Origin of the sequence: Pseudomonas sp. NPDC012596 (assembly GCF_042902325.1) — a bacterium.
Lineage (GTDB): Bacteria > Pseudomonadota > Gammaproteobacteria > Pseudomonadales > Pseudomonadaceae > Aquipseudomonas.
This window is the reverse complement of sequence record NZ_JBIBEB010000024.1, coordinates 57,916-70,029: the sequence shown is the minus strand read 5'-3', so window position 1 is coordinate 70,029 and position 12,114 is coordinate 57,916. Positions and strand designations below refer to the sequence as shown.

Below are 12,114 nucleotides of genomic sequence, written 5' to 3'. Positions count from 1 at the left end.
GTGTGGAAACGGCGGTGGCAACTCCTTACCTTCAAGGAATTGCTATGAAAAAGATCGTCCCCGACCCACCCCATACTTTCGAACTGCCGCCCGGCAAATCCCTCTCCCGCGCCATTGGTGAAAACATGGTGCCGATGGAATACGTGTTGATGAATGTCACCCACTACCTGATGTTCGCCTACAGCGATAGCCGGCGTGCCCTTGAGCGAATCGAGGATGAAGAAACGCGGCAGTTGCTGGAGCATGGGTTGCGGGCGATGCAGATTGCCTGGGGGCAGGCGGATGCGTTGGCGCTGGCGATGGAGCGGTCGTCCGGGGTGCATTGATGGCTGGGTGGCGTGGGGCTTTGGGGTGTACGCCGGGAGATTTTTTGGGGGTGTGAGATCGAGCGGCGCTCGCGAAGCGCTTGCCTTGGCATCTTCAGCGCCTTTGAGATCGAGCGCCGCCCGCGCGGCGCATCGCGAAGCGCTTGCCTTGGGATCTTTAGCGCCTCTGAGATCGAGCGCCGCCCGCGCGGCGCTTCGCGGGGCAAGCCCGCTCCCACATTTGTTGCAACGTGCCATTCCAGTCAGGCCATGGTTGTCCGCCTTGGCGCATGGCTGAAGACAGGCGGGGCGCCGGCAGCGCCAGCCGAAACATCGCGTCATGCCAGCAAGGCTGAAACTGTGGCCTATCAGGCCATGGCACGTTGCAACAAATGTGGGAGCAACTGTCTTGCTCAACCTTGCGTGATCGGTGTGTGAGCGGGCTTGCCCGCTCACACACCGATCACGCTGCCTTTTCGACCTGCGTCGTACCTGCTGGCTGAGGCAAGATCAAATCTCGCCATGGCGTACCCGTTTTGATCATCGCATTGAGCCGTACGATAAAGGTCCTCATGCATGCCACGAGGGCAACTTTGGCCAATTTTCCCCGTCCACGCAGCGCCTCATAACGAGCCTTGAGTGCTGGGTTGTATTTCACAGCCACAAGAAGCGCCATGTACAACGTCCGCCTGACCTCAAGCCGGCCTCCTGTGATAGAGCGCTTGCCCAGAGATTTTCCGCTGTCGTGGTTAAAGGGCGCTACACCGACCAGGGATGCTATTTCTCTGGATTCAACGCGACCTATCTCCGGCAGCAGGGCTACAAGTTTGCCCGCCGTCACCATCCCGATGCCCTTGACCTGAGTCAGACGGGCAATTCGCTCATCGTTTAATTTAGCGGCCTGCTGGTTGATCTCTTGCTCGACCAACCTGATCTGCGATCGGAAGTGCTGGAGGTTGGCTTTCAGGAAATTGGCCACGACGAGTGACTGGGCTTGTTTCAGGCGCCGCCGGTCATCGTCTCGTTGCTGAACCAAACGATCACGTTGCATCAGGAGCTCTCGCAGCAGCGCCCTGTCAGGGCTGATTTGCAAGGTAGGCTGGTCCGGAATGACCTCGGCGTAATGGGCCAACACCTCAGCGTCGATAGCATCAGTCTTGGCTTTGACGCCCATAGAGTCAGCGAATTTCCTGGCTCGCGCGGGATTGACGCGTATGACCTTGTAGCCAGCGTCCTGCAGAAAGCGCAGGACATCACGCTCGTAGCCACCTGTCGCTTCTAGCAAGATGCGCTTGATACTGAACTTGCGCAGAGTCCTTTCCAGCTCCTCAAATCCAGCAGGATTATTGCTCACAGCGATTCTAACGGCCTGCGGCCGCACCCAGCCATCCAGAGAACGACTGGAAACATCGATACCCAAGAAGGAAGCCATCACCAAAACCTCCTAAACTCAACAGAGTGAGAGGACTTTGGCTTGGCCCACGCTTGTGATTCGAGATCAGAGCCGCATCCAACTGTTCGGGCTCTCGCCAAAGTGGAACGGTGAATGGCAGCTTGTGCTCCCACTCGTGCTCATGGCACCTGCGGCATTCAGCTTGCCATTCACCGCTCTCACTCCAGATTCTAATCCCACCTCAAGACACAAGCGGGCTTGCCCCGCGAAGCGCCGCGCGGGCGGCGCTCGATCTCAAGGACGCTAAAGATCCCAAGGCAAGCGCTTCGCGAAGCGCCGCGCGGGCGGCGCTCGATCTCAAGGGCGCTGAAGATACCAAGGCGAGCGCCGCTCGATCTCACCATCACCAAACAGCACAAGCCATGCGCCCCGCAAACGCCACCGCCCCCACATCCCCCAAGAAAATCAACAAGTTGTTGTAACTTTTCGTTGTACGTAGGACGCACATGACGCAGCATAGCCGCCCTTCACAGCTTTGAATGGACGACGGCTGCTGCCTGATTGGATGTCATGAAAACCCCTCCTAGCCCGCCTGCGCCGAGCAAGACGCTCTTCCGCTGGCAACGGGCACCTCTGCAAAACCACCTTCACGCGCTGATGCCCCAGTGGGGCGGACAGGCGCTGGAGATCAGCAGCCAGGACTTGGCGTCGAATGCCTCGTTCGTCAACTACGTGCGCCACCATCGCTTCACCGACCCCAACACCGGCAAGCCGGTAGAAGTGGTGGAAAAATCAATCCGCAAAATCGCCTTCATCGGTAGCCAGGAGGCGCGGTTCCACCGCGCCGAGGGCATGCTGGCGGGGAGCACGCAGTTCCGTTACCCGTCCTGCCTTGGGGTGATCGAAACGCCCTGGGAGAGTTTGATCTTCACCGAGTTCGTGTGTGGCAAGCCGCCGCGCATGCAGGCGATTGCGCGGCAGTTGGCATCAGGTATCGCTGAGCTTGAAGACCTCAGTCACGCCTGGCTGCAGGCACAACCGCTGGGCAAGGCGCCGCTGCTGTGGAGCATGGACTTCTTCCGCCCCTGGTTCCTGCTGCGCCCGCGCTTCAATTTCGACCGGTGCCTGCCGGGGCTTGCGCAATTGGGGCGGGAAGATACGCAGTTTGCTGGGTTGGCCGAGCGCTTTGACGCGTTTGTGCCGCTGATGCGCAAGCTGGCCGGCGAGGCACGGCGCAGCCCGCGGTGCTTCAGCCATATGGATTACCTGCGCAAAAACCTGTTCGTGAACAAGGGGCAACTGCACCTGATCGACTGGAGTGAAGTGAAGGTCGGGCGGGTTGGCTTCGATGGCGGGGCGTACCTGGGTAGCCTGTTCCGGCGCAAGGATATGGGCGTTTTTCTGGCCGCGCAGAGCGAGTTTGTCGAGGCCTATCGCGAGGCGCTGGCAGAGCGGTTTGATGAGGGGCAGGCGCTGGGGAATCTGCGTTATGTGTTCCTGTTGACGGCGTTGTTCCATTGCCTGCGGCCGGAGACGGTCGAGGAGTATCGCGAGCGTGAGCGGATGGGGATGTTGCGGGAGAAGTATGAGTATTTGCTGGGGGCATGCCTTGAGGGGTGAGGTGCGCTCGCTGTCGAGCGCCGCCCGCGAAGCGCTTGCCTCAAGATCTTTAGCGCTCTCGAGATCGAGCGCCGCCCGCGCGGCGCATCGCGGCTAAAGCCGCTCCTACATTTGTTGCAACGTGCCATGGCCTGATAGGCCATAGTTGTCAGCCTTGTTGGCATGACGCGATGTTCCGGCTGGCGCTGCCGGCGCCACGCCTGTCCTCAGCCATGCGACAAGGCCCCTCAGATGCGAATTGATATCAACGTGATGCCATTCATCGCCAATTCCGCATAATGTCTAATTTCTTTATACGAATTCGCTGTAGGAGGCGTCCTACAAATGTGAATTTGTATTAATATTCGCGTCCCAAATTTTTGGATCCTCAAGGGCACGCAAGCCCTTGTCATTTTCTTGAATGGAATGCCGCTCCAAGTTTATGGATGACGCGTCGCCTCGCCCACGTTTGCTGGTCCTGTCCAAGGGTGCCCAGCGCATCGCTACCCTGCCTGCCTTGTTGCCCGACTACGTGCTGCACAACGGTGCTGTGCGCGATGTCGCGACTACTGATTGGGTAATGGCCTGGGGCCGCAAGCCCAGTGCGCTTAAAGCCATTGCCGAGGCACGCAAGGCGGGCAAGCGGGTGCTTACGCTCGAAGACGGCTTTGTCCGGTCCGTAGGGCTGGGGGCCGATGAGCCGCCGCTGTCGCTGATCGTCGACGATGTGGGCGTTTACTACGACGCCAGCCAGCCCTCGCGGCTCGAGCAACTCATCGCCACGCCACTGGACGCCGAACAAACCGCCCGCGCTCAAGCGCTGCGCAGCCAGTGGCAGCAACAGCGCATCTCCAAATACAACGACGCCCGTTTCGAGCAGCCTGCGCTGCCCGAAGACTGCGTGCTGGTGGCCGACCAGACCTGCGCCGACGCCTCCTTGCAGGGCGCCACGGCGGATGACTTCAACGCCATGCTGGCTGCAGCGCTGGCGCGTTACCCGCACAGCACCATCGTGCTCAAGGTGCACCCCGACGTGGTGGCCGGGCGCAAGGCCGGGCATTACGACCTGGCGGCGCTGGCCAGCAACCCGCGGGTACGGGTGCTTGCGCAAAATGTGCACCCGGCCGACCTGCTGCCGCGCATGCGTGCGGTGTACGTGATGACTTCGCAGCTGGGCTTCGACGCGTTGCTGTGGGGGGTGCCGGTGCACACCTGGGGCATGCCGTTCTACGCCGGCTGGGGCCTGACCGATGACCGCCTGCCAGCGCCTGCGCGGCGCCAGCCGGTGCCGCTGGCCCAGCTTGTTCACGCGAGCCTGGTGGCGTACCCGCGCTATGTCTGCCCCGAACGCGGCACGCCGTGCACGCCCGAAGTGCTGATCCACTGGCTGGGCTTGCAACGCCGCCACCGCAGTGTGCTGCCCGATGCCGTGCAGATGCTTGGTTTCAGCCGCTGGAAAGAGCCGCTGGCCGACCTGTTCTTCAATGGCGCGGCCATCCGTTTCGTCAAGGCTGAGCAACCGCTGACCCGTGATTTGCCGGTGGTGTCGTGGGGCTGCAAGCACGACGAAGACCTGCACAACCACCCCCACCCCATCAACCGCGTCGAAGACGGCTTCCTGCGCTCGGTCGGCCTGGGTGCCGGCAAGGCGCGGCCGCTGTCGTGGGTGGTGGATGACCTGGGCATCTACTACGACGCCACCCGCCCTTCGCGGCTGGAGCGCATCCTCGCCAGCGAACCCTTCAGCCCCGAGCTGCTGGCCCGTGCCGAGGCCCTGCGCCTGGCCATTTGCCGCGCCGGGCTGACCAAGTACAACCTGCCCGGCGCCAACTGGCAACGCCCGGCCGATGCCGCGCGGGTGCTGCTGGTGACCGGCCAGGTCGAGGGCGATGCGTCGATCCGCTTTGGTGGGCATCAGATCCGCAGCAACCTGCAGTTACTGCGCGCGGTGCGCGAGCACAACCCGGGGGCGTGGGTGCTGTACAAGCCGCACCCCGAAGTGCTGGCCGGTACACGCGCGCGCGGCGATGACGAAGCACAGACCGTGCACTGGTGCGATGAAGTGATCGGCGACACGCCGCTGCAGCAGCTGCTGGAAGTGGTCGACGAGGTGCATGTACTGACTTCGCAATCGGGCTTCGAGGCGCTGTTGCGTGGGGTGCCGGTGACCACTTATGGCCAGCCGTTCTACGCCGGCTGGGGCCTGACCCGCGACCTCGACCTGCAGCCCGAGGTGCAAGCCCGGCGTAGCCGGCGCCTCAGCCTGGATGAGCTGGTGGCGGGGACGCTGCTGCTCTACCCCACCTATGTAAGCCGCATCACCAACCGCTTCACCACCGCAGAACAGACGCTTTACGAATTACAGCATTGGCATGCGCTACCGCAGCCGCAAGGAGCTACCTCCCGATGGCAGGACTTGAAACGACGCTTGAGCAGTTTGTTGGGCAAGAAGCGCCCGAAAAACTGAATGCACGGGCGGCGCGTGGTCCACTGCTTCGCATCCCCACCCATAATTTTTTGTTCCTGCAGGGCGTCAGTTCGCCCTTCTTCAACCGCCTGGCCACGGCCCTGCGCGGCATTGGCCAACGCGTGCACAGCGTGCGCTTCAACGTCGGCGACGCCTTGTACGGCGCCAATGGCCCGTACCTGCGCTGCCCGCACCGGGCCGAGGACATGGATGCCTGGTACGCCCAGGTGTTCCGCCAGCTGGACATCACCGACCTGGTGCTGTTCGGCGACTGCCGCCCGGTGCATCGCCCGGCCGTGACGCTTGCGCGCTTGTATGGCGTGCGCGTGCATGTGTTCGAAGAAGGCTACTTCCGGCCTTACTGGGTGACGCTGGAGCGCGACGGGGTGAACAACCATTCGCGCCTGCCGCGCGACCCGCAGTGGTACCGCGAGGTGGGCAAGCACATCCCGCGGTACCAGAATGGCAATGCCTTCAAGCTGTCGTTCACCGCCAGGGCCACCCACGATGTGCTGTACCACGCCGGTGGCGCGCTGAATGCGCTGTGCTACCCGCGTTACCGCACCCACGCGCCGTACAGCGCGGCGGTGGAGTACGCCGGCTTCGTGCGCCAGGGCCTGCGCCTGCTGCGTGCCCGCGTGCATGACGACGCACTGGTGGCCGAGGTGGCCCGCGAACGCCACCCCACCTTCCTGCTGCCGCTGCAGCTGGACAGCGATGCGCAGATCCGCGACCACTCGCCGTTCCAGAACATGGAGCAGGTGATAGAGCATGTGATCGACTCGTTCTCGCTCAACGCGCCATTCGATGCGCGCCTGCTGGTCAAGAACCACCCGCTGACGCCCGGGCTGGTCAACTACCGCAAGGTCACCGACCGGCTTGCGCAGCAGTACGGCGTGGCTGACCGCGTGCACTTCATGGAAAGCGGGCACATGCCCACGCTGCTCTCGCACATCGCCGGGATGATCACCGTCAACAGCACCGCGGGCGCCTCGGCGATCCTGCATCACCGCCCGACCTGCACGCTGGCCGAGCCGATCTACGCCATGCCAGGCCTGACCCACCAGGGTGGGCTGGACAGCTTCTGGATGCAGGCCGAAGCCCCAGACAACACCTTGTTCCAGCGCTTTCGTAACACGGTCATCCATACCACGCAGATCAACGGCGGGTTCTACACCGGCTGTGGCATCGACATGGCCGTGGCCAATTGCCTGGAAGTGCTGATGGCAAAAACTTCAAGAATCGAAAACTACCTATGAACCACACCGCTTCGCCCCGCTGCATCTTCATTACCGGCGCCACGGGCGGCATCGGTGGCGCACTGGCGCCCGCCTATGCCGCGCCGGGCGTGACGCTGATCCTGCAAGGCCGCCGCCAGGACCGCCTGGACGAAATGGCCGGGCAATGCCGGGCGCTGGGCGCCGAGGTGCTGCTGGAACCCATGGATGTGCGCGACCTGGACGCCCTGCGGGCAATGGTGCGCCGCGTCAGCGAAGCGCATCAGCCCGACCTGGTGCTGGTGGGGGCTGGGCTGAACACCGCCGTTGGTGCCAATGGCGAGGCCGAGTGCTGGGATGACAGCCGCGCGCTGATGGAAGTGAACGTGATGGCCGCGCTGGCCACCGTCGAGGCCGCCCTGCCAGCCATGCGTAGCCGCGGCCATGGGCAGATTGCATTGTTCAGCTCGCTGGCCGGCTGGCGCGGTTTGCCGGTGACGCCGACCTACAGCGCCAGCAAGGCGGCGATCCGCGTGTACGGCGAGGCTATTCGTGATTGGCTGGCGCCGGAGGGGGTCAAGGTCAATGTGATCGTGCCGGGTTATGTGGAGTCGAAGATGTGCTTCGAGATGCCCGGGCCCAAGCCGTTCCTGTGGACCGCCGAAAAGGCCGCCAAACGCATCAAGCGTGGGCTGGCGGCAAACCAGGCGCGCATCAGCTTCCCCTTCCCGCTCAACCTGGGCACCTGGCTGCTGGGGCTGATCCCGCAGTGGCTTTCTTCGATGATCCTGCGTGGGCTTAAGTACAGTGATTGATGTTGCCTTGTTGCCGGTTGCCTTGGCCGGCCTGTGCCTGACCGTGCTGGTGGAACGCCTGCTGGTACCCCGCCCCGGCCTGCGCCGCCCGGCCAGTAGCTGGCTGTTGCACACGGGCCTGTGGTGCGTGGGTTTCGGGCTGCTTTACGCCTTGACGGCGCGGCCGTTGTTCAGCGGTGTGAACTTGCTGTTGCTGTGGCTGCTGGTGGTGCTGGTGAGCAACTCCAAGTACCACTCGCTGCGTGAGCCGTTCGTGTGTGCGGATTTCGAATATTTCAGCGATGCGGTGAAGTTTCCGCGCCTGTACCTGCCTTTTTTCGGGTTTGGCAAGGCGGCGGTGCTGGCGGTCGGGTTCCTCGCCTACCTGTGGGCTGGGCTGAGTTTCGAAGTGCCCAAGGCGCGGCTGGAGGCATTGCTGCCATTGGCCGTGGGGCTGGGGCTGTTGCGTTTGGGGCATCGCCGGGTCACGCCTACTTTCAATGCCGAAAAAGACCTGCTGGCCTGGGGGTTGGCGGCCAGTTTGTGGCGTTACTTCTGGGCGGCCAGGGCGGCAGTCGACAAGGCTGCGCTGGGCTCGCCGTTTTCGGCTGAAGCAATGCCGGCCTCTTCGCGGGGCAAGCCCGCTCCCACAGGTTCGGCATCGGACCTGACGGCGATGCAGCACTTGTGGGAGCGGGCTTGCCCCGCGAAAGGGCCGGCACTGGCACAACCCAATCTGCCAACCGACCTGATCTCCATCCAGAGCGAATCGTTCTTCGACGTGCGCGACCTCTGGCCCGGCGTACGCCGCGAGGTCCTTACCCAGTTCGACCAGCTGGCCAGCGAGTCCCTGGCCCACGGCAAACTGCAGGTCGCGGCCTGGGGCGCCAACACGGTACGCACCGAGTTCGCCTACCTCACCGGTATCCCGGCCGAGCGCCTGGGCGTGCACCGCTTCAACCCTTACCGCGTGCTTGCCCGCCAGGGCCTGCCGAGCATCGCTTCGCGGCTCAAGGCCCTGGGCTACCGCACGGTGTGCATCCACCCCTACGACGGCAGCTTCTACGGCCGCGACAAGGTGCTGCCGGCGTTGGGCTTTGATGAGTTCATCGACGTGCGGGCGTTCGACGCCTCGCAAAAAGCCGGCCCGTTCATTGGCGATTGCGCCGTGGCGGAGAAAATCCGCGCCTTGCTGCAGGCACCCGACCGCACTCAGCCCTTGTTCATCCACGCAGTGACCATGGAAAACCACGGCCCATTGCACCTGGAAAGCGTCAGCGACCACGAGCTGCCCAGCTGGTTCGACCGCCCGCTGCAACCGGGCATGACAGACCTCGCGCCCTACCTGCGCCACATCGGCAACGCCGACCGTATGCTCGGCATGCTGCGAAACACACTGCTCGGCCAGCCCAACGAGGCGCTGCTGTGCTTCTTCGGTGACCATGTGCCGATTTTGCCCGAGGTGTACCAGGCCATCGGCGCGCCCGCAGGCGACACCGATTACCTGGTCTGGTCCAACCGCCGCCAGCCGGGCAGCCAGCCCTGCCCGATCCGCGTCGAAGCGTTATCCAGCGCGTTGCTTGCGCAGGCCCAGGCACCGGTGGCCGGCGCCCGGCCCCGCACGGCCGCCGCCGGGGTCGCCTGACAACGTGGTGCATATCGTTCTGGGATCGGACCTGGCACCGGAGCGTGCCGCAGACCCTGCCCTGGCCCACCTGCTGAGCCAGGGCCGCGGCTCGCTGGCGTTTTTGCTCGGCAATGCGGCCTGCCGCCTGCGCCTGTTGGGCGCGGGCATTCACTGGGACCGTGTGCTGCTGGCCTTCGATGGCGAGCAGGCAGTTGGGTTTGCCGCGTTCAAGCATGGCCGGCGTGGGCCGTTCGGCTTGCACTGGCGGCCGTTTTTGCGTGAATTCGGGGTGCTGAGCGGCGCGGTGCGGTTTGTTGGCTTTTGCCTGAGTGAGCTGCGCGAGTGGCGCTACCCGTTCCTGCTGTACGGGCTGCGGGTAGACAAGGCCGCGCGCAACCACGGCGTCGGCTCGGCGCTGGTGCAGGCCTGCTGCGCGCACGCGGCTAGCCTTGGCTTTGCCCACATCGAGCTGGAAGTGCCGCTGGACAACCCGCGGGCGCGGCGGCTGTACCTGCACAACGGCTTTGCCCTGCGGCGCAAGCGCTGGGTGCCGTTCCCGCCGGTGCGCGGCATGTGGCGGGTGCTGCCATGACCAATCCCCTGCAAACAGACCTGCAGGCGCTGGTCGAAGGCCCCGGCTGGGTTGGCATCATGTCGCAATGGGTGGCCTGGAAGGTGCTGCACTTGCCGCAGTTCCTCGGCCCGGAAGGCCCGCCCTTCTGGCTGTGGCGCCGGGGCCGTCAAGCGCCCAAGGGGCTCAAGGCCATCGCCGGCATCGGTTACAAGCAGTCGTCGGCCCATGCCCGTGTGCTGTGCCAGCGCTGGAACCTGCCCTACATCGCCCTGGAAGACGGCTTCTTGCGCTCGTCGTCGCTCGGCATCGAAGGCGACACGCCGATGTCGATGGTGGTCGACCCGATCGGCATCCACTACCTGGCCGACCGGCCCTCGCTGTTGGAAAACATCCTGCAGCAGCCCGAGGCCTTGAGTGAAGACGAACTGGCCTGCGCCCGCGCGCTGATCGCGCTGATGCGCAGCAGTGGCATCGGCAAGTACAACAACGCCCCGGACCTGCCCGCCGATGACCCGCTGGGCCGCGAGCGGCCGCTGGTGCTGGTGGTCGACCAGACCGCCGGCGATTATTCGATCCCTGGTGGCGGTTTGTGTGAAGCGGACTATGTGCGCATGCTCGACACCGCCCTGGCGGAAAACCCCGACGCCGATGTGCGGGTGCGCATCCACCCGGACTGCCTGGGTGGGCAAAAACCCAGCTGCCTGCTAGCGGCGGCCAAGGCCCGTGGGGTAACGCTTGAGGCACGCCCGGTCGCCTGGGCGTCGCTGGCCAGGCGTGCGCGGCGGGTGTACATCGGCACCAGCCAGGCCGGGCTCGAGGCGCTGATCCAAGGCGTGCCGGTGACCTGTTTCGGGTTGCCGTTCTACGCCGGCTGGGGCCTGACCGACGACCGCATGGCCATCCCCCGGCGCCAGGCCCGGCCTGACCTGGTGCAGCTGGTAGCCGCCGCCTACGTGCGCTACTGCCGCTACGTCGACCCGCTCACCGGTGCGCTGACCGACGCGCTGACCGTGGCCCGCCAGCTGGCGGCGAAAAAAGCCCGAGATGCCGAGTTTGCCGGGGCCACCACGGTGCTGGGGGTGAAGCGCCACAAGCAGCACAACATCCGCCGCTTCTTTGCCAGCCGTTGGGGCCAACTGCGCTTTGCCGTGGACGGGCCCGAGCTGGTGCGCCAGGTGGCGGCCGAACGGGGCCGGTTGCTGGTGTGGGCGGCGCGAGAGCCAGCGGGGCTGGCTGAACGTGCACAGGCCGCCGGCGTGCCGGTATGGCGGGTGGAGGATGGCTTCATGCGCTCCACCGGGCTGGGCGTGAACAACAGCCCGGCGTTGTCGCTGGTGCTCGACCGCAGTGGCATTCATTACGACGCCGCGTCTACCAGCGACCTGGAGCAGCTGCTCGAGCACAGCGAATTCACACCTGCCGACCTTGCTGAGGCTGCGCAATTGCGTGCCCGCATCGTCGCCAGCGGCACCAGCAAGTTCAACCTGCGCCATGGCCCATCACCCGCCCTGCTCGGCGCCCCGGGCCAGCGCCGGGTCCTGGTGGTCGGCCAGGTCGAGGATGACGCGTCGGCGCTGAGCAGTGGCGGCGGTGCCGGCTGCAACCAGCGCCTGTTGCAGCAGGTGCGCGCAGCGCTGCCGCATGCCTGGGTGCTGTACAAGCCGCACCCGGACGTCGAAGCCGGCAAGCGCCAGGGCCAGGTGCCCGCACAGCAGCTTGCCGTGCTGGCCGACCAGGTGCTCGCCGGGGCCGACATCGCCGGGTTGTATGGCCAGGTCGATGAGTTGCATACCTTGAGTTCTACCGCTGGCTTTGAAGCGCTGTTGCGCGGCCTGCCGGTGGTGGCTTATGGCACACCGTTCTATGCCGGCTGGGGCCTGACCCGCGATCACCAGCCGCTGCCGCGCCGTACCCGGCGCCTGACCCTGGACCAGTTGGTGGCCGGCGCCCTGTTGCGCTATGCGCGCTATGCCGACGCCCAGCAAGCCCTGCCCTGCGATGCCTGGCACGCCCTCGCCTGCCTGTCTGCGCCACGCCCGGTGCGGCTGGCCGAACACCCGCGAGTGGCGCCGTTGCTCAATTACACCCGGACCATGCTCGGCTGCGGCCGGCCGCTGGCCCCGTCAAAGGACTAGACC

At 64.8% G+C, this 12,114-nt stretch carries 9 protein-coding genes; 8 read left to right on the top strand and 1 reads right to left on the bottom strand.

Annotated elements, in window-relative coordinates; translation table 11 throughout:
- Positions 1–44 precede the first annotated feature (44 nt).
- A complete protein-coding gene (locus ACFY68_RS23855; protein ID WP_387532519.1) occupies positions 45–326 on the top strand; it encodes a hypothetical protein in 282 nt (93 codons plus the stop codon).
- A 442-nt stretch (positions 327–768) separates the two neighbouring features.
- Here ACFY68_RS23855 and ACFY68_RS23850 read toward each other — a convergent pair whose 3' ends face one another.
- Entirely contained in the window at positions 769–1,737 is a 969-nt protein-coding gene (locus ACFY68_RS23850; protein WP_387532516.1) for an IS110 family transposase, read from the bottom strand.
- A 531-nt stretch (positions 1,738–2,268) separates the two neighbouring features.
- Between ACFY68_RS23850 and ACFY68_RS23845 the strand changes: the two genes are divergently transcribed.
- The 7 genes from ACFY68_RS23845 to ACFY68_RS23815 all read left to right on the top strand — a co-directional run bounded on the left by ACFY68_RS23845 (position 2,269) and on the right by ACFY68_RS23815 (position 12,111).
- Positions 2,269–3,318 carry a phosphotransferase gene (locus tag ACFY68_RS23845; RefSeq protein WP_387532513.1) on the top strand — a complete coding sequence of 350 codons (1,050 nt, stop codon included), beginning with the start codon at positions 2,269–2,271 and terminating at the stop codon, positions 3,316–3,318.
- 421 nt (positions 3,319–3,739) lie between these two features.
- Complete coding sequence (locus ACFY68_RS23840) at positions 3,740–5,764, top strand: capsular polysaccharide biosynthesis protein (protein ID WP_387532510.1); 2,025 nt, start codon at positions 3,740–3,742, stop codon at positions 5,762–5,764.
- The gene (locus ACFY68_RS23835) at positions 5,704–7,023 is read left to right on the top strand and encodes a capsule biosynthesis protein (RefSeq protein WP_387532507.1); all 1,320 of its coding nucleotides are present in this window, start codon (positions 5,704–5,706) and stop codon (positions 7,021–7,023) included. Before ACFY68_RS23840 ends, ACFY68_RS23835 begins: the two co-directional genes overlap by 61 nt.
- The gene (locus ACFY68_RS23830; protein ID WP_387532505.1) at positions 7,020–7,796 is read left to right on the top strand and encodes an SDR family NAD(P)-dependent oxidoreductase; all 777 of its coding nucleotides are present in this window, start codon (positions 7,020–7,022) and stop codon (positions 7,794–7,796) included. The genes ACFY68_RS23835 and ACFY68_RS23830 overlap by 4 nt, the downstream gene beginning before the upstream one ends.
- A 7-nt stretch (positions 7,797–7,803) precedes the next feature.
- Positions 7,804–9,420: a sulfatase-like hydrolase/transferase gene (locus ACFY68_RS23825; protein WP_387532587.1), complete on the top strand. Its 1,617-nt coding sequence runs from the start codon at positions 7,804–7,806 to the stop codon at positions 9,418–9,420.
- 4 nt (positions 9,421–9,424) lie between these two features.
- Complete coding sequence (locus tag ACFY68_RS23820) at positions 9,425–9,994, top strand: GNAT family N-acetyltransferase (protein WP_387532502.1); 570 nt, start codon at positions 9,425–9,427, stop codon at positions 9,992–9,994.
- Positions 9,991–12,111 (top strand): capsular polysaccharide biosynthesis protein, encoded by a 2,121-nt coding sequence (locus ACFY68_RS23815; RefSeq protein WP_387532500.1) that lies wholly within the window; start codon positions 9,991–9,993, stop codon positions 12,109–12,111. The genes ACFY68_RS23820 and ACFY68_RS23815 overlap by 4 nt, the downstream gene beginning before the upstream one ends.
- Positions 12,112–12,114: the final 3 nt, after the last annotated feature.